Consider the following 16,981-nt stretch of genomic DNA (forward strand, 5'->3'; position numbering starts at 1 on the left):
CGCCTCGCGAGCGCGCCCCTCATTGGACGAGGATGTCCTTAGCTATAGCCGAGCTTAGGACAGAAGTCAAGAACAAAATGAGAACATGACTACTGCACGCCCTCTCCCCTTTGCGGGAGAGGGTGGCCTGCGGCAGCAGGTCGGGAGAGGGGCCGTGAGACATCGAGCACTGCCCCTCTCCCGGCTCACTCCGTTCGCCACCCTCCCCCGCAAAGGGGGGAGGGGAAAGACCCGCGAATTGTTTTTAACCCGAACCCGGATCTGCACTTCATCTCGCCCAGGACAATGGCGACCTAGGCCTGCTCCATCACCCGGTTCAGAAGGCCCCTGGCGTATTCCGCATCCGTCCGGCAGCCTTCCGCCAGCCAAGCCTGACGGGCTCGGGCGAGTATTGTGCCAATCTTCGGCCCCTTCGGAACGCCCCCCTCGATGAGATCGGCTCCACGCAGGGGGAAGACCGGCACGGGCTCGGTGCCATTTCGGTATCGAGTGAGCGCCTCCCGAGCCTCCTTGTTTACGACGGGAGACGGCTCTCCGGCTGTTGCCGCAAGGACAATGCCGAGCGCATCGGGTTCATGGCCTGCCACCAGGCGCCGGATGGCCCCGGCATCGAGGGGCGAAGCGCAGGTCTTGAGAAGGTTGAGAAGCCCGGCAAAGGCGGCAAGCTTCCTGTGCTCGTCATTGGATAGCCGAAGCTGCTCCCGCAGGCGTTCCGCATCCTCCTCCACCATCACGGCGAGGGCCGCCAGACGCCAGATCGGGACAGGGTTGTCCCGGTCATCCGCTGTGACGCGGTCGAAGCGGCCGAACTCTGCAATCCCGCCAAGCAGGCCGGTGAGAAAACCATGATCGGCCAGGACCCGGATCGTTTCCTCGGCCCGTTTCGCCACAAGGAGCTTGAGAAGTTCGTGCCGGATCCGCTCCTTCGAGAGGATCGCGAGCCCCTGCCGCTCGGTGCCGGAGGCGGCCAGCCCCTCAGGATCGGGGTCGCCTTGCGCATATTCCGCGTGAAAGCGGAAGAACCGCATGATGCGCAGGTAATCCTCGCGGATGCGGGTCCGGGCCTCGCCGATGAAGCGCACGCGCCGGGCGGCCAGATCCGCCGCGCCACCGGTATAGTCGTAGAGCTGCCCGTCGAGCCCGAGGGACAGGGCGTTGATGGTGAAATCCCGCCGTTTGGCATCCCGCACGAAATCGCGCCCGAAATGCACCACCGCGCGGCGCCCGTCGGTTTCCACATCCTCGCGCAGGGTGGTGATCTCGAAGGGCTCGCCGTCGACGATCACCGTGATCGTGCCATGCTCGATGCCCGTGGGGACCGCCTTGAACCCGGCCCGCTTCGCCCGCCCCATGATGGCGTCGGGCAGCATGGTCGTTGTGCAATCGACTTCCGTGACGGGCCGTCTGAGCAGGGCGTTGCGCACGGCACCACCCACGATGCGGGTCTCTTCGGCCGCATCGTTGAAGACCTCCAGGAGACGGCGCAGTTCACGGCGATGAAGAAGGCTCGCCAGGGCCTGACGATCGAGGGCTTCCGTCACTGGAAATGCCCCGGGATAACGCGGCCGTTCTCAACGTGCGTCGGCACATAGGCGCCCGTCTGGCGCTCGTCCAGAAGCCCGGTCGCGATCAGCGAGAGAACCACGAAACTCAAGCCTGCAATCGTGAGCCAGAGCGACTGGCTGCTCCAATGCGTCCAAAGCAGAGGATTGCGCCGGCGGATGAGAAGATAAATTCCAAACAAAACGAAGGGCAGCAGGAACAGCACCACACCCTGAACGACTGCCCGTGTCATGAACCGTAGAGCCTCTCATAAAGATTGCGGATAATGCCCGCCGTCACACCCCAGATGTAGCGTCCCTCATAGGGCATTGCATAGTAGCGGCGCAAACGCCCCTTGAACTCGCGGGAATGAAGCTCGTGGCGCTCAGGGTTCATAAGGAAGCCGAGCGGAACTTCGAAGGCGTCGGCCACCTCGTCGTGATTGATGTTGAGCGTGTAGGAGGGCGAGACCCGCGCCACCACCGGCATCACGAGATAGTTGGTCGTGGACAGGTAGGGGTCGAGATAGCCGAGCGGGCTGATGAAGCGGCTGTCGAGGCCGATCTCCTCCATGGCCTCGCGGCAGGCGGCATCCAGGACCGATGCGTCCGTCGGATCGACCCGCCCGCCCGGGAAGGCGATCTGCCCCGAATGCTGGCGCAGATGCGCGGCGCGCTCGGTCAGAAGCAGCATCGGCTCCTCGCGCATGACCACCGGCACCAGGACCGCGGCAGGCTTCGGCGTCAGCGGGTAGACCAGGGGCACCTCGTCGAGGCTGTGATCGCCGCGAGGATCCGTCAGCGCCTCCTCCGCATGCGGCGGCTCAGGCAGCAGGCGCTCAGTGGCGAGCGTCAGGAAGTCCGGTGTGTCGTAAGGGGCAAGACGCATCAAGCAGCGCCCAGCTCGGACGCGGGAGCGATGGAGAAAAAGGCGCCGCCTGCGCTCATCCCGAAAGTTGCCGCCCCGTCCACGGTCTTTTCTTCGCCCATGGCCACCAGATCGAGGGTCAGGCTCCGCGTCACCAGGGCCCACAGCTCCCCTCGAACTTTCACGTAAGGCTTGATGCCGCCATTCGCGTCCTGCTCGAAGCGCAGGGGATGATCGGGCCCGACCTGCACGAGATCGTCCACATTGGTGCGGAACGCGATCTGCCGGCCCTCCCCCTCACCTTCCACGGCCATCTCGACGGCCAGGAAGGGCGCGTCCTCCACAACAATCCCCACTCGCTCGACCGGTGTGACCAGCACGTAGCGTTCCGGATCCTTGCGAAGGACCGTCGAAAACAGCTTCACGAGCGCGGGCCGATTGATGGGCGAGCCCATGTAATGCCATGTGCCGTCGGCCGCGATGCGCATGTCGATCTCACCGCAATAGGCCGGGTTCCACCGCTCGACCGGAGGTGGGCCTTTCCGCTTTGAATCGGACCCGAGCGCCTGCGTCAGGCGGGCCAGGGCGCTTCCAGGTGTGAGAGACGAAGGATCCATCATGACATAAGCGTGAACAGGAATTTCAGTTTCCGGGATCGACGAACGGCTGCCGATGGTTACTTCCTAGAGCATAGAGTCCCCGCCTGTCTCGTCCACTCCACTCGGGTTCAACGCTGCGGCGCATCGACCCTTGCCACTCGACCGGGATCGAAGGCAGACTAGCTACCGGGGGCACGCGCGAATGTAGAGGGAGAATGACCTCATGACGGCCAGCATTGCTCAAGCGCCCACCGCCTTGGACGACGCGATCATCCGCAACGCGGAGGCGACGCTTGAGACTGTCGGCCGTGCCCGGGAGGCCATTCACACCGTCATCTTCGGCCAGGAAGAGGTGGTGGACCTGACCCTGATCACCCTCCTGGCCGGCGGCCACGGCCTCCTGGTCGGTGTTCCGGGCCTTGCCAAGACGAAGCTCGTGGACACGCTCGGCACCGTGCTCGGGTTGGACGCCCGCCGCATCCAGTTCACCCCGGACCTGATGCCCTCCGACATCCTGGGTTCCGAGATCCTCGACGAGGGCGCCGACCGCCGCCGCTCCTTCCGGTTCGTGAAGGGCCCGGTCTTCGCGCAACTCCTCATGGCCGACGAGATCAACCGCGCCAGCCCCCGCACCCAGTCCGCCCTGCTGCAGGCCATGCAGGAGCATCATGTTTCCGTGGGCGGCGAGCGTCACGACCTGCCGCAGCCCTTCCACGTGCTGGCAACGCAGAACCCCATCGAGCAGGAGGGCACCTATCCCCTGCCCGAGGCTCAGCTCGACCGCTTCCTGCTGGAGATCGACGTCGGCTACCCGACCCGCGAGGCCGAGCGGCGCATCCTCATCGAGACGACCGGCGCGGAGGATCACAAGCCTAGCGCCGTCATGAATGCCGAGACGCTCATGAACGCGCAGCGCCTCGTCCGCCGCCTGCCCGTGGGCGAGAGCGTCATCGAGGCGATCCTCGACCTCGTGCGCTCGGCCCGCCCGGAAGCGGAACGGATCGAGGGTGTCAGCGACAAGATCCTGTGGGGTCCGGGCCCCCGCGCCAGCCAGGCCCTGATGCTGGCCGTGCGTGCCCGCGCGCTCATCGAGGGCCGCGTGGCTCCCTCGCTGGCCGACGTGGCGGCCCTGGCCGAGCCCGTGCTCAAGCACCGCATGGCGCTCACCTTCTCGGCCCGTGCGGACGGAGACACGATCAAAAGCGTGATCGGCCGACTCACCTCGCGGCTGGCAGGCTAGGATCATCGCCATGGCCCGTGTCCGGGTCCTCCCCGAAAGCGCCCGCTCGCCGGGCCGCGTCGAGACCGAGAGCGCTCTCTCCCTCGCTCACCGGATGCCGCGCCTGGTGCTCGAGGCCCGGCGTGTCGCGGCCAATCTCGCGCACGGCATCCACGGCCGCCGCCGTTCCGGCACCGGCGAAACCTTCTGGCAGTTTCGTCCCTTCGTGGCAGGCGAGGCCGCGCAGCGGATTGACTGGCGCCGCTCGGGCCGCGACGACCGCCTCTATGTGCGCGAGCGCGAGTGGGAAACGGCCCAGACCGTGTGGTTCTGGATCGACCGTTCCGCCTCCATGGGCTACGCCTCCGACCTTGCCCAGGCGCCCAAGATCGAGCGCGCCGTCGTGCTCGGCATGGCGCTCGCCAATTGCTTCGTCGAGGGCGGCGAGCGCGTGGGCATGCTGGGACTGATGTCGCCGCGCGCCACCCGGCGTATCGCCGAGACCATGGCCCAGACCCTGGTGGCGGACCGCGCCTCCCTGGAGGAGGACCTGCCCCCGCAGGCTCCCGTCGCGCCACAGCACGAAGCGATCCTGATCAGCGATTTCCTGTCGCCTGCGCGCGACATCGTCACCATGGTCGAAGGCATCTCGTCCCGCGGAGCACGCGGGCATCTGGTGATGATCGTCGACCCCGTCGAGGAGACCTTCCCGTTCCAGGGGCAGGCGGTTCTGCACGACCTGGAAGACGGCCTATCGCTCCGGATCGGCGATGCCACATCCTGGGGGAAGGCCTATCGCTTAAGGCTTGAGCAGCATCGGGCGGAGCTGCAGGAACTGGCCCGCCGCCGCGGCTGGACATTGACCATCCACCGGACCGACCGACCGGCGAGCGAAGCGGCGCTTCGCCTCATGACGCTGGTGGCGACCTCCCGTGGTGCCGGTGTGGGAGGGCGCTAAAGCGATGCTGGGCCTCCCCCTCACCTTCACCGTTCCACTTGTTCTCACAGCACTGGCCGCGCTGCCGGCGATCTGGCTGCTCCTGCGCATCACGCCGCCGCAGCCGAAGCGCGTGGATTTCCCGCCGCTCAGGATCATGGCGGACCTGCGCCCCGAGCAGGAAATGCCCGCCCGCACGCCATGGTGGCTATTGCTCCTGCGGCTGCTGCTGGCGGCCTTTCTCATCCTCGCGGCCTCGGGGCCGATCTGGAATCCCCTGGCCGAGGGCAACAGCCGCTCGCCGCTTCTGATCGTGCTCGACAACGGCTTCGCCGCCGCTCACGACTGGCGCGAGCGCATGAACCTGGCCTCCGAGCGCATCGAGGCGGCAGGACGCGACGGGCGCACGGTGGCCCTTGTGGCCACGGCGGAAACACCCGCCGGCATCGAGCCTGCCAGCCCCGCCGCAGCGCTCGAGCGCCTGCGCTCCCTGAAGCCCCTGCCGCATTGGCAGGACCGCCAGGTGCATCTCGAGTCCATCGGGCGCTTTCTGGAAGCAACGCCGGACGCCAACATTGTCTGGATCAGCGATGGGGTTGCGGGCGTTGACGGGCAAGGCTTCATCGATGGTTTGGCTCCCATGGCGGACGGTCAGCGGATCACCGTGCTGAAAGCGGAGCGGGCTCCGGCCCTTGCGGTCGCAGGCGTCGAGAATGCCAGCGGCCAGATGAATGTGCGGCTGGTCCGCCCCGAACCGAACGGACGCGACTCGGGCACCGTCCGCGTTCTCGACCTCAAGAGCCTGCCGCTCGCCGACATGCGCTTTTCCTTCGAGGCGAATGCGACCGAGACCTCTGTGGCGTTCGATCTGCCCACCGAGATCCGCAATGCCATCGCGCGCATCGAGATCCTCGGCGAGGGCTCGGCCGGAGCCGTGCACCTGCTCGACGAGCGCGGCAAGCGCCGTCGCGTCGGTCTCGTCTTCGGCGGCACTTCGGACCAGGCCCAGCCTCTCCTCTCGCCGCTCTACTACATCGAGCGGGCGCTCGCGCCTTATTCCGAGATCCGCACCGGCCGCGGCGGCGTGGCGGATTCGGTGAACCAGCTCATCGACGAGCAGGTCTCCGTGCTGGTGCTGGCCGATGTGGGCGGTCTCGACCGCGAGACGCTCGGCAAGGTCACGGCCTTCGTGGAACAGGGCGGCATGCTGCTGCGCTTTGCGGGTTCGCGGCTGTCCGCCGGCAACGACGAGCTGGTTCCGGTGCGCCTGCGCCGTGGCGGGCGCAGCCTTGGCGGCACCCTGTCCTGGGATACTCCCAAAACCTTTGCGCCCTTCACTCGCGAGAGCCCCTTCTTCGGCCTCACTGTGCCGGAGGAGATCGGCATTCGCCGCCAGATCCTCGCGGAGCCCGACGGCGACCTACCGGCCAAGACTTGGGCGTCGCTGGCCGACGGCACGCCCATCGTGACGGCCGACAAGCGCGGCGACGGAATGATCGTGCTCTTCCACGTGACCGCCGACACCACCTGGTCGAACCTGCCTCTGTCGGGTCTGTTCGTCGACATGCTGCGCCGGACCACGGCTCTCGCCGGCGCACCGACCGATGTGAACGCGGAATCCCGCAACGCGGAGAACGAGACCGTGGCGCCCCGTCTGACCCTCGATGGCTATGGCATCTACATCTCGCCGCCGGCCAATGCCCGCGCGGTAACGCGCAACTATGCCGAGCGTGCGCGGGGCGAGCACCCACCGGGTTTCTACGGCCCGGTGGATTCGAGCCTCGCGGTCAACGCGCTCCTGCCGGGCGATCGCCTAGCGCCCCTGAACTTCGCTCCGCTGAACGCCCGGATCGCTCCGCTGGCCGGAGCCCAGACCGTCGATCTGCGCATGCCGCTGTTCATGCTGGCCCTGCTGCTGCTCGTCGCCGACACCATCGCGTCGCTCTGGCTCGGCGGTCATCTGTCGAACCTCTCCGGCCGTCTGCGCAAGGCGGGTGCTGCGGCGGCGATCGTCCTGGGCTCGACCTTGGCTCTCAACCCCGTCTCGGACGCGAGCGCGCAGGAGCGCCGGTCGTCGATGACAATGGAAAGCTCCAGCCCCGCCCTCGTGACGCGGCTTGCCTATGTGATCACGGGCGATACGCAGGTGGACGACACCAGCAAGGCAGGCCTCACCGGATTGACGCAGGTGCTGAGCCAGCGCACCGCCCTGTCGCCGGGCGAGCCCATCGGCATCGATCTCTCTCGGGACGAGGTAGCGTTCTATCCGCTGATCTACTGGCCCATCGTGGCGAGCAGGCCTATTCCGTCCGAGGCTGCGATCCGGCGTCTCGATGCCTTCATGAAGGGCGGCGGCACCGTGATCTTCGACACGCGCGATGCTTTCGGCAATCGTCTCGATGGCGCGCCTACAGCCGAAGGGCAGTATCTGCGCCGGTTGCTCGCGGGCCTCGACATTCCGGAGATCGAGCCTGTGCCGGTCGATCACGTGCTCACCAAGACCTTCTACATCCTCGACAGCTTCCCCGGCCGCTATTCCACCGGACAGACCTGGGTCGAAGCCCTGCCGCCGCAGGCGGAGGGCGAGGCCAACCGCCCGGCCCGGTCGGGCGACGGCGTCTCGCCGATCATCATCACGTCGAACGATCTCGCGGCCGCCTGGGCCGTGGGCCAGCGGGGCGAGTGGCTCTACCCTGTGGTCGGCAGCGACCAGCGCCAGCGGGAGTTCTCGTATCGCAGCGGCGTCAACATCGTCATGTATGCGCTGACCGGCAACTACAAGGCCGACCAGGTGCACGTGCCGGCCCTGCTCGAACGCCTCGGGCAGTAAGGGGAGATTGCCTTTGCTTTCGGTCAGCTTCTCTCCTCTCATTCCTGACTACGCGCTCTGGGCTCTCGGCGCGGTCGTTGCCTTTCTGGCGATCCTGGCGCTCGTCACGCGCGGGCCTGTGGCGATCCTGCGTGCCGTTGCCCTCGGCCTCGTTCTGCTCGCGCTCGCCAACCCGGCGCTGGTGCAGGAGGACCGGGAGAAGGTGAAGGACATCGTGGCGGTGGTCGTCGACCGATCCACCTCGCAGACCCTGGGCGACCGCTCTCCCATGACCGATCAGGTGCGGGCCGAACTGGAGCGCCGCTTCGGCTCGCTGGCCGATGTCGACCCTCGCTTCATCGAGGCCGACGATGGCAGCGGCGACGACGGCACACGCCTGTTCTCGGCGCTCTCCAACGGGCTTGCCGACGTGCCGCCGGATCGGCTCGCCGGCGTGATCTTCGTCACCGACGGCGTCGTTCATGACATCCCGCCCAACGTGGAAGGGCTCGGATTCAGGGCGCCTCTACACGCGCTGATCACCGGCCGTCCCGACGAGCGCGACCGGCAGATCAAGCTTCTGGAGGCTCCACGTTTCGGCATCGTCGGCAAGGACCAGACGATCCGCGCCCAGGTGATGGAGCGCGGCGGCACCGGATCGGCCCTCGTGACCGTGCGACGCGACGGGCAGGTGCTCGCGCGCCAGCAGGTCCAGGCCGATACGGCTTTCTCCCTCGACGTGCGCATCGAGCATGGCGGCACCAACGTAGTCGAGCTTGAGGTGGAAGGGCTGCCCAACGAGCTGACCCAGGCCAACAACCGCGCGGTCATTCCCATCGAGGGCATCCGCGAGAAGCTGCGCGTGCTGCTGGTTTCCGGCGAGCCCCATGCGGGCGAGCGCACCTGGCGCAACCTGCTGAAGTCGGACGCCAATGTGGACCTCGTGCATTTCACGATTCTTCGTCCGCCGGAGAAGCAGGATGGAACGCCCATCAACGAGCTGTCGCTGATTGCTTTCCCGACCCGCGAGCTGTTCCAGCAGAAGATCAAGGAATTCGACCTGATCATCTTCGACCGCTACGCGAACCAGAGCATCCTGCCCTCGAGCTATTTCGAGAACATCGTGCGCTATGTGCGCGAGGGCGGCGCGATCCTCGTGGCGGCGGGTCCGGAATTCGCCAGCTATGGCAGCCTGGCACAGACGCGGCTTTCACCGATCATTCCAGGCCAGCCCAACGGCAGCATCATCGAGCAGCCCTACAAGGCCGAGATCACCGATACCGGCGACCGCCATCCCGTGACCCGCGACCTGCCGGGATCGGAGCAATCGCCGCCCGCCTGGGGCGAGTGGCTGCGCATCATCGGCTCGCAGGTGCAGTCGGGCTCGACCCTGATGTCGGGCGCCAATGACCTGCCTCTCCTGGTGCTGCGCCGGGAGGACAAGGGCCGTGTGGCGCTCCTACTCTCCGACCATGCCTGGCTCTGGGCCCGAGGCTATCAGGAGGGTGGTCCACATCTCGACCTCCTGCGCCGCCTCGCCCACTGGCTCATGAAGGAGCCGGCCCTGGAAGAGGAGGCCCTGCGGGCAAGCGCGCAGGGACGTGACATCCGCATCGAACGGCAAACCATGGCGGAGACGGCCGGTCCGGTGACCGTCATCACGCCCAGCGGCCAGGAGAGCAGCGTGGCACTGGCCGAGTCGCGCCCCGGCCTGTTCACCGCGCAGGCGGCAAGCCGCGAGCTTGGGCTGCATACGGTTCGCTCGGGCGATCTCATCGCCTTCGTCAGCATCGGACCGGCCAATCCGCGCGAGCTGATGGACGTGTTCAGCAACACCGAGTCTCTCGAGCCCATCGCGCAGGCGACGGGCGGGTCCGTTCGTCGCGTGGCCGTGGCGGGCGATCAGAGCATCACCCTGCCCCGCATCATCGCGGTGCATTCGGGCTCCCGCTTTGCCGGCGGCGACTGGATCGGCATCAGGCCGAGCGACAGCGCCATCGTGCGCGGCGTGTCGGTCTTCCCGATGGCACTCGGCTTCATCGGATTGGTGCTGCTGATCGGCTCGACCCTGGCCGCCTGGCTGATCGAGGGGCGGCGAAGGGCGTAAGCGAGCCTCAAACCACCACCACGTCATCACCGGTCTTGTGCCGGTGATCCCGATTGAATGAAACGCCGAGACTCACAGCACCAAGATGGCCGGCACAAGGCCGACCATGACGCGGAGAGGCTGCGCTCTACCGGCTCGTGTCAGGAACCGTGCTGACCAGCCCCTTGGCGCGAGCCAGCGCCCCCTCTTCGAGCTCCAAAGCCAGGAAGCGTCCCGGATTGACCGGACCCGGAAGCTGCAGGTGCTGCGGCGGGATGTGCTTGAAGCCGAAGCGCCTGTAATAGGGCTCATCGCCGACCAGCAGCACCAGGGTGTGTCCCTTGGCTTTGGCGGCCTCCAGCGACCGGCGCATGAGGGCCGCGCCGATGCCGCGGTTCTCGAAGGCCGGCTCCACCGTCAGCGGCCCGAGCATCAGCGCCGGCTCCTCACCGGCCACGACGGGCGTCAGGCGTATGGAGCCGACCAGCAGCGTGCCGACCATGGCGGTGAAAGACAGGTCGAGCAGGTGGGACGCCCCTTCCCTCAGGCGCGAGGCGGTGCGGGCAAAGCGGCCCGGGCCGAAGGCGCGCTCGTGCAGGCGCTCGATGGCCTCGGAATCGATGGGTTGTTCGGTGCGGATCTGGAGCGAGAGCTCGGTCATGAACGGACTCAAAGCGCGAAGGACGAAAAGAGATCAGGCGGCTAAATGGATGTCAGCCGTGTCGTCGTCGCAGAATCCGGGTAATGCTCATGGGGCTCGGCGTTTCCTTTGTCGACTAGGCCATAGCAGCGTCGGGAACGCGGCGCAAACGCTCTTCACCCAAGCCCTCTTCACCAATGCGGCGATGGAGGCTGGCCTTCGAGGATTTCCGCCAGTCGGTTGCGGGTCGCCGAGGTCGTCTCCTCGGGCAGGCGGTCGAGGGGAAAGAACCCCGCTTCCGCGATCTCCCGGTCAGGCTGCTTGGCCTGCAGCACCGTGAAGCGCCGGATCACATAGACCAGCACGTGATCGCGCCGGGAGATCCGGTTGTTGAAGAACACGCCGAACAGGCTGGGAGGCTCGTCCATGGCGATACAAGCCTCCTCGCGCAGCTCGCGGTCGAGCGCCTCAAGGGCCGTCTCGCCGGTCTCGACGCCTCCGCCCGGCAGGTGCCAGCCCGGCACATAGGTGTGGCGGATCAGGAAGACTTGGTTTTGGGAGTCGAGCACCACGCCACGGACCCCCAGGGTCATGCCTCGTGAGAAGCGCCAATAGGTGTGCAGCCCCAGGGACAGGAGGCGCGAGGCTTTCCGTGACGGCGCGGAGTCAGACATCGGCCCATGCCATCACAACAAGATTACCGGAGGATGAATGTAGTCATTCATTAAACGCATGGCAGTGGTCTCAATTTGGCGCGTGACCCGCATAATACGAAGGTCTAAGACAGCGGCAACCAAAGGTGTTCCAATGTTTCTCGCTTTCATTCTGTCCCGCTTGAACCGCTCCGCCCGTTTCTCCTGGTCGCCCGCTCTGAATTTCGATGACCGCACGGTCTATTCGACGCTGATCCCCGGCGCTCAATACTGAGTTCGGACGGGCCTCTGTCTGCAATGACAGGGCACTTGGCTATGGCGCGGCTCTCTTTTAGAATATTTCTAATTTGGAGCCGCCATGAAGTCCCTGTCCGAACTCTCTGAACGCGAGGTCGTTGCGCTCGCCATTGCGAGCGAAGAGGAAGACTCGCGGATCTATCAGCATTTTGCGGATCGCCTTCGTCCTGACTTCCCCGCCTCGGCCGATATCCTCGACGGCATGGCCGAGGAAGAGCGCGAGCATCGCAACTCCCTCTACGGCTTCTACCGCTCCCGCTTCGGCGAGCATCTGCCCCCCATCCGCCGGGAGGACGTGCGCGGCTTCCTGAAGCGCCGCGCCGTCTGGTGGAGCCCCCATCTCGATCTGGACCGGATGCGCCGCGAGGCGGAGGTCATGGAACTGCAGGCGGCGAGCTTCTACGAGAAGGCCGCCCGGCAGACCCTCGACGTGTCCTTGAGGGAACTCTTCACCAAGCTGGCCGACATCGAGCGCGGACACGAGCGCAAAGCCGGCGAACTCCATGCCGCCCATCTGACCGAGAATGCGCAGGCCGCCGAGGAGCATGCCCGCCACCGCCTCTTCGTGCTGCAATATGTGCAGCCGGGGCTCGCCGGCCTCATCGACGGTTCCGTCTCGACGCTGGCTCCTCTCTTCGCCGCGGCCTTTGCTACCCAGAACAACTGGGAGACCTTTCTGGTGGGGCTCGCAGCGTCTGTCGGCGCCGGCATCAGCATGGGCCTGACCGAGGCTCTCTCCGACGATGGCGAGATCACCGGACGCGGCTCGCCCTGGCTGCGCGGTCTCATCTGCGGCCTCATGACGGCGGCCGGCGGCATCGGCCACACCCTGCCCTATCTGGTGCCGGATTCCTGGCCCAATGCCTTCATCCTGGCCACGAGCATCGCGGCTCTCGTGGTGGCGGTGGAACTCGTCGCGATCTCCTGGATCCGGACGAAGTACATGGAGACGCCGTTCTGGAGCGCCACCTACCAGGTGATCGTCGGCGGCGTGCTGGTGCTCCTCGCCGGTATCTTCATCGGCAGCGCTTGACGGGGCGGGGCGGCCGCGCGAGTTCTCATGTCCACTCGCATGAACCCGGCCGCCATGTTCCGCATCGCCCATCTGACCGACCCCCATGTGGGCCCCCTGCCCCGGCCGCGCCTGAAGCAGCTCCTGAACAAGCGCCTGACCGGCTGGTACAACTGGCACCGCGGCGGCCGGCAGGACATGCACGACATGGAGCTCCTGGCCGCGCTGGTGGCCGACATTCATGCCCAGAAGCCCGACCACATCACCTGCACGGGCGACACCTGCAACATCGGCCTGCCGGACGAGTGGAAGACCTCCCGGGTGTTCATGGAGGAGCTCGGCGACCCGTCGCGCGTGACCTTCGTGCCGGGCAATCACGACGCCTACGTTCGTGGCTCCCTGGAAGGGCTCATGAAGGAGATCGCCCCATGGACGCGGGGCGATGACGGCCGCGAGGCGAGCTTTCCTTACTTACGCCGCTACGGATCCATCGCCATCATCGGCCTGTCGTCCGCAATCCCGACCTTGCCCTTCGTGGCATCGGGCCGGATCGGCTCCCGGCAGATGAAGGCCACCGAGGAGATCCTCAAGGATCTGGGTCAGGATCCGGCTTGCTTCCGGATCGTCCTTATCCATCACCCGCCGCATGTGGGCGGGGCGGACCCGGGCCGCAACCTGACCGATGCCAAACGCTTCGAGAAGATGCTCTGCCGCGCCGGTGCGGAGCTCGTGCTCCACGGCCACAACCATGTGGGATCGCTGGCCCATCTCGACGGGCCGCGCGGCCCGATCCCGGTGATCGGCGCACCCTCGGCCTCGGCCCGCGGCGGAACCCTGACCCACACGGCCGGCTATCACCTCTTCACGATCGGCCGGGATGAAACCGGCTTTCTCCTGATGGCGGAACGAAGGGGCTTGAAGCCCGACGGAACGGTCGGTGGCCTCGGCATGCTTTCGCTCGCCCGCATTCGTCAGCCCCACGAGCAGGGCTAGACCAGAAGCCTCATCTCCGGACAATCTCGACTAACACAAGTTAATCCCCATGCGGGACGAGCGTAGAAAGAGCTAAGCTTTAGTATTCGCAGCGTATTTTCTTCGCGCAATCCCTCACTTTCCTGGAACCGCTTAGATCGCTCCTCGTTGAAGGGGTGCAGCAGCCACCCATGAACTTCGCAAGCCTGTCGGGCTGCGCACGGTGTTCTGCGACCCGAGAAAACAGGAGTTCATCTCATGAAGAAATACGTTGCCCTCGCGGCGTTGTTCGCATCCGTTTCGGCCGCCCCGGCCTCCGCCCAGATGGTCATGGACAGCCAGAGCTATCGCATGATGGCGGCTCAATCGGATGCTTTCGAGATTGCCACGAGCCAGCTCGCCCTCGAGCGCTCCCGCAATCCGGTCGTCCGCCGCTACGCCCAGCAGATGATCCAAGATCACTCCATGACGAGCCAGGCCCTGAACGGCGGCCGTCAGGTCTATTCTGAGAACGGTCAGTTCATCGGCGGATCGCTCGGCGGCACCCTGGCTGGCGCCGGCATCGGCGCCCTGGTCGGCGGCCCTGTGGGTGCAGCCGTTGGCGCCGGCATCGGCGCAACGGCCGGTGCGACGGCTGGTGCTGCATCGAGCGGCTCCCCTGGCACGGCTGGTGGAACGGCGACCGGCGCTCTGGCTGGCGCTGGCGTTGGTGCCCTGGTCGGCGGCCCGGTGGGCGCGGCAGTCGGCGCCGGCGTTGGCGCAACGACCGGTGCGGCAGCCGGCGGTGCGGCTGACGTGCAGTCGACCGGCTCGGTGACCCCGATCCGCCTCGGCGTTCCGCTTCCCCCGGAAAAGATGGCCATGCTGAACCAGATGGCTTCGACTTCCGGTCCGCAGTTCGACCGTCTCTACGGACAGGCTCAGCGTATGGGCCATCAGGAGGCTCTCGCCCTGCACTCGGGCTATGCTCAGGCCGGCAACGACCCGTCGCTGCGCCAGTTCGCAGCCTCGGTGGTTCCGCACATCGAACATCACCTTGCGGATTCCCGTCGCCTTCCCGGCGCGACCGCACGTCGCCGCTAATCGGCTTCCAGCCTGACCTTACGATGCGGCGGGTCCAATGGACCCGCCGCATTCTTATGGGAACTGCCGGATTAAGCAGAAGGCCGATCTGTCGGATATGATCTTCTCAGGCACCCCGGATGGGGTGGGGCAGTGACGCAAGGACAGACCATGATTGGCGCCGTCGAGGGCTTGGGCGAGATCCGGCTACGGGTTGTGTAAGGCCTGCCCGCATCCCCTTGCCTTTTTTGCCGGATTGGCCGTTACTGCGTCACGGCGCGGCCCTGAGGGCTGCGGTAAGTTAGGCTCCGGCTCAAACCGGCGCCATAAAACTAAGGGAACGACAATGAAATTCGTTAAGACCGTCGGCTTGGCTCTTCTCGGCTCCGCTCTCGCCATCGGTGCAGCAGCCGCTCAGGAGAAGACGGTAAAGATCGCCACGGAAGGCGCCTATGCTCCCTGGAACTTCACGGGCGCGGGCGGCAAGCTCGAGGGCTTCGAGATCGACCTCGCTAATGACCTGTGCGCGCGCATGAAGGTGAAGTGCGAGATCGTCGCCCAGGATTGGGACGGCATCATCCCGGCCCTTCAGGCGAAGAAGTACGACGCCGTCATGGCCGGCATGAGCATCACGGAAGAGCGCAAGAAGACCATCGATTTCGCCGGTCCTTACGCCAACTCTCCGAACGGCTTCCTCGTGGCGAAGAACTCGCCGCTGGCCAAGATGCCCGGCATGGGCGAGGCCTTCAACCTCAGCACCCAGCAGGCTGCCGCCGAGAAGGCCATCGAGGCCTACAAGCCGCTCCTGAAGGGCAAGACGGTCGGCGTCCAGGGCTCGACCATCCACTCCAACTTCGCCGACAAGTACCTGAAGGGTACGGCTGAAATTCGCGAGTACAAGACCACCGAGCAGCACGACCTCGATCTGGCCGCAGGCCGCATCGACGCCGTTCTCGCCGACGCGACGGCCATCATCGGCACCCTCGAGAAGCCCGAGTTCAACAAGGACTACACCCTGGCTGGCCCGTCCATCACCGGTGGCCTGCTCGGCGCCGGCGTCGGCGTCGGCCTGCGCAAGGGCGAGACCGAGCTCAAGAAGAGCTTCGACGAGGCCATCCAGGCTGCGATCAAGGACGGCACCGTCAAGAAGCTATCCGAGAAGTGGTTCAAGATCGACACCACCCCGCGCGTCTGATCTCTGACACGTCTCTTCGAAAGCGCGGCTCCGGCCGCGCTTTTTTGTATGAACACACGCCATCTGCGACCGAAATTGCCACCTTGGCCGCCTTATTCAACATGTTTAGGGCTTGCACCGGCTTGGCTTTTGAATGTTAGCTTTGACGCGCAGGATGAAGGGCTCGGCTCGGTGGAGCAGCCTTTCACCCGACAAACGGATCAGTCGAAACTGACCAGAGGGATGACGATGAAACTGTTCAAGACTTTGGGTCTCGGGCTTCTGGCCTCCGCTCTCGCCATCGGCGGAGCGGCCGCTCAGGAAAAGACGGTCAAGATTGCCACGGAGGGCGCTTACGCCCCGTGGAACTTCACGGGCGCGGGCGGCAAGCTCGAGGGCTATGAGATCGATCTCGCCAACGAACTTTGTGGTCGCATGAAGGTGAAGTGCGAGATCGTGGCCCAGGATTGGGACGGCATCATCCCGGCGCTGAATGCCAAGAAGTACGACGCCATCATGGCGGGCATGAACATCACCGACAAGCGCCTGGAAGTGATCAGCTTCTCGCTCCCCTATGCCGCCACTCCCCATGGCTTCGGCGTGATGAAGGACTCGCCTCTCGCCAAGCTGGCGGGAACCGGAACGACGGTGAGCTTCGAGAAGGACCCCGAGGGCGCCAAGAAGGCCATCGAGGCCTGGAAGCCGCTGCTCAAGGGCAAGACCATCGGCGTTCAGGGTTCGACCGTGAACTCGCAGTTCCTGGAGCAGTACCTCAAGGACACGGTCGAGATCCGCGAATACAAGACAACGGAGCAGCATGACCTCGACCTGACCGCCGGCCGCATCGATGCGATCTTCGCCGGCCATGGAGCCTTGAAGGCCACGCAGGAGAAGCCCGAGTTCAAGGATATGGCCATCGTCGGCACAGGCATGCGCGGCGGCGTGCTGGGCCGCGGAGTCGCGGTGGGCATGCGCAAGGACGACACGGAGCTCAAGAAAGGCTTCGACGAGGCCATCCAGGCTGCGATCAAGGACGGCACGATCAAGAAGCTGTCCGAGAAGTGGTTCAAGATTGACGCGACCCCGCAAGTCTGACAACGGCGTGCCGGAAA

15 protein-coding genes are annotated in these 16,981 nt (G+C 65.8%); 9 read left to right on the forward strand and 6 right to left on the reverse strand.

Annotation, left to right across the window (positions count from 1 at the left end):
• Positions 1–293: 293 nt before the first annotated feature.
• The 4 genes from JKL45_RS18880 to JKL45_RS18895 are packed head-to-tail and all read right to left on the reverse strand — an operon-like array spanning position 294 to position 3,029.
• The gene (locus tag JKL45_RS18880) at positions 294–1,541 is read right to left on the reverse strand and encodes a CCA tRNA nucleotidyltransferase (protein ID WP_201863134.1); all 1,248 of its coding nucleotides are present in this window, start codon (positions 1,539–1,541) and stop codon (positions 294–296) included.
• Positions 1,538–1,795 carry a DUF6111 family protein gene (locus tag JKL45_RS18885; protein WP_201863135.1) on the reverse strand — a complete coding sequence of 86 codons (258 nt, stop codon included), beginning with the start codon at positions 1,793–1,795 and terminating at the stop codon, positions 1,538–1,540. Before JKL45_RS18885 ends, JKL45_RS18880 begins: the two co-directional genes overlap by 4 nt.
• Positions 1,792–2,430 (reverse strand): CoA pyrophosphatase, encoded by a 639-nt coding sequence (locus JKL45_RS18890; protein ID WP_201863136.1) that lies wholly within the window; start codon positions 2,428–2,430, stop codon positions 1,792–1,794. The genes JKL45_RS18885 and JKL45_RS18890 overlap by 4 nt, the downstream gene beginning before the upstream one ends.
• Positions 2,430–3,029, reverse strand: coding sequence for a DUF1285 domain-containing protein (locus JKL45_RS18895; protein WP_201863137.1), 600 nt, complete (start codon positions 3,027–3,029; stop codon positions 2,430–2,432). Before JKL45_RS18895 ends, JKL45_RS18890 begins: the two co-directional genes overlap by 1 nt.
• Before the next feature lie 202 nt (positions 3,030–3,231).
• Between JKL45_RS18895 and JKL45_RS18900 the strand changes: the two genes are divergently transcribed.
• Genes JKL45_RS18900 through JKL45_RS18915 form a run of 4 tightly spaced genes read left to right on the forward strand, consistent with a single transcriptional unit; the run spans position 3,232 to position 10,080 of the window.
• Positions 3,232–4,248, forward strand: a complete 1,017-nt coding sequence (locus JKL45_RS18900) for an AAA family ATPase (RefSeq protein WP_201863138.1) — start codon at positions 3,232–3,234, stop codon at positions 4,246–4,248.
• 10 nt (positions 4,249–4,258) lie between these two features.
• Positions 4,259–5,185, forward strand: coding sequence for a DUF58 domain-containing protein (locus JKL45_RS18905; RefSeq protein WP_201863139.1), 927 nt, complete (start codon positions 4,259–4,261; stop codon positions 5,183–5,185).
• 4 nt (positions 5,186–5,189) lie between these two features.
• A complete protein-coding gene (locus tag JKL45_RS18910) occupies positions 5,190–7,994 on the forward strand; it encodes a DUF4159 domain-containing protein (protein ID WP_201863140.1) in 2,805 nt (934 codons plus the stop codon).
• A gap of 13 nt (positions 7,995–8,007) precedes the next feature.
• Positions 8,008–10,080 carry a hypothetical protein gene (locus JKL45_RS18915; RefSeq protein ID WP_201863141.1) on the forward strand — a complete coding sequence of 691 codons (2,073 nt, stop codon included), beginning with the start codon at positions 8,008–8,010 and terminating at the stop codon, positions 10,078–10,080.
• Between the two features lie 127 nt (positions 10,081–10,207).
• Here the strand turns inward: JKL45_RS18915 and JKL45_RS18920 are convergent, their stop codons facing one another.
• Both JKL45_RS18920 and JKL45_RS18925 read right to left on the reverse strand, forming a co-directional pair.
• Positions 10,208–10,720 (reverse strand): GNAT family N-acetyltransferase, encoded by a 513-nt coding sequence (locus JKL45_RS18920; RefSeq protein ID WP_201863142.1) that lies wholly within the window; start codon positions 10,718–10,720, stop codon positions 10,208–10,210.
• A 170-nt stretch (positions 10,721–10,890) separates the two neighbouring features.
• The gene (locus tag JKL45_RS18925; RefSeq protein WP_201863143.1) at positions 10,891–11,373 is read right to left on the reverse strand and encodes an NUDIX domain-containing protein; all 483 of its coding nucleotides are present in this window, start codon (positions 11,371–11,373) and stop codon (positions 10,891–10,893) included.
• Between the two features lie 337 nt (positions 11,374–11,710).
• Here JKL45_RS18925 and mbfA point away from each other — a divergent pair, with 337 nt between their 5' ends.
• From mbfA to JKL45_RS18950, 5 genes are all read left to right on the forward strand, one after another.
• Positions 11,711–12,682, forward strand: coding sequence for an iron exporter MbfA (gene mbfA, locus JKL45_RS18930; protein ID WP_201863144.1), 972 nt, complete (start codon positions 11,711–11,713; stop codon positions 12,680–12,682).
• Between the two features lie 54 nt (positions 12,683–12,736).
• Entirely contained in the window at positions 12,737–13,654 is a 918-nt protein-coding gene (locus JKL45_RS18935; RefSeq protein ID WP_201863195.1) for a metallophosphoesterase family protein, read from the forward strand.
• 237 nt (positions 13,655–13,891) lie between these two features.
• Positions 13,892–14,716, forward strand: a complete 825-nt coding sequence (locus tag JKL45_RS18940) for a DUF4142 domain-containing protein (RefSeq protein WP_201863145.1) — start codon at positions 13,892–13,894, stop codon at positions 14,714–14,716.
• Between the two features lie 325 nt (positions 14,717–15,041).
• The gene (locus tag JKL45_RS18945; protein ID WP_201863146.1) at positions 15,042–15,890 is read left to right on the forward strand and encodes a lysine/arginine/ornithine ABC transporter substrate-binding protein; all 849 of its coding nucleotides are present in this window, start codon (positions 15,042–15,044) and stop codon (positions 15,888–15,890) included.
• A gap of 228 nt (positions 15,891–16,118) precedes the next feature.
• Positions 16,119–16,964 (forward strand): lysine/arginine/ornithine ABC transporter substrate-binding protein, encoded by an 846-nt coding sequence (locus JKL45_RS18950; RefSeq protein WP_201863147.1) that lies wholly within the window; start codon positions 16,119–16,121, stop codon positions 16,962–16,964.
• Positions 16,965–16,981 lie beyond the last annotated feature (17 nt).

The organism is Microvirga soli (assembly GCF_016734765.1).
GTDB classification, from domain to species: Bacteria; Pseudomonadota; Alphaproteobacteria; order Rhizobiales; family Beijerinckiaceae; genus Microvirga; species Microvirga soli.

What these genes read in the sequence shown, in the direction of transcription:
- JKL45_RS18885 (WP_201863135.1), bottom strand. Translation starts at nt 1,795, where the DNA reads ATGACACGGGCAGTCGTTCAGGGTGTGGTGCTGTTCCTGCTGCCCTTC.
- JKL45_RS18890 (WP_201863136.1), bottom strand. Translation starts at nt 2,430, where the DNA reads ATGCGTCTTGCCCCTTACGACACACCGGACTTCCTGACGCTCGCCACT.
- JKL45_RS18895 (WP_201863137.1), bottom strand. Translation starts at nt 3,029, where the DNA reads ATGATGGATCCTTCGTCTCTCACACCTGGAAGCGCCCTGGCCCGCCTG.
- JKL45_RS18900 (WP_201863138.1), top strand. Translation starts at nt 3,232, where the DNA reads ATGACGGCCAGCATTGCTCAAGCGCCCACCGCCTTGGACGACGCGATC.
- JKL45_RS18905 (WP_201863139.1), top strand. Translation starts at nt 4,259, where the DNA reads ATGGCCCGTGTCCGGGTCCTCCCCGAAAGCGCCCGCTCGCCGGGCCGC.
- JKL45_RS18910 (WP_201863140.1), top strand. Translation starts at nt 5,190, where the DNA reads ATGCTGGGCCTCCCCCTCACCTTCACCGTTCCACTTGTTCTCACAGCA.
- JKL45_RS18920 (WP_201863142.1), bottom strand. Translation starts at nt 10,720, where the DNA reads ATGACCGAGCTCTCGCTCCAGATCCGCACCGAACAACCCATCGATTCC.
- JKL45_RS18925 (WP_201863143.1), bottom strand. Translation starts at nt 11,373, where the DNA reads ATGTCTGACTCCGCGCCGTCACGGAAAGCCTCGCGCCTCCTGTCCCTG.
- mbfA (WP_201863144.1), top strand. Translation starts at nt 11,711, where the DNA reads ATGAAGTCCCTGTCCGAACTCTCTGAACGCGAGGTCGTTGCGCTCGCC.
- JKL45_RS18935 (WP_201863195.1), top strand. Translation starts at nt 12,737, where the DNA reads ATGTTCCGCATCGCCCATCTGACCGACCCCCATGTGGGCCCCCTGCCC.
- JKL45_RS18940 (WP_201863145.1), top strand. Translation starts at nt 13,892, where the DNA reads ATGAAGAAATACGTTGCCCTCGCGGCGTTGTTCGCATCCGTTTCGGCC.
- JKL45_RS18945 (WP_201863146.1), top strand. Translation starts at nt 15,042, where the DNA reads ATGAAATTCGTTAAGACCGTCGGCTTGGCTCTTCTCGGCTCCGCTCTC.
- JKL45_RS18950 (WP_201863147.1), top strand. Translation starts at nt 16,119, where the DNA reads ATGAAACTGTTCAAGACTTTGGGTCTCGGGCTTCTGGCCTCCGCTCTC.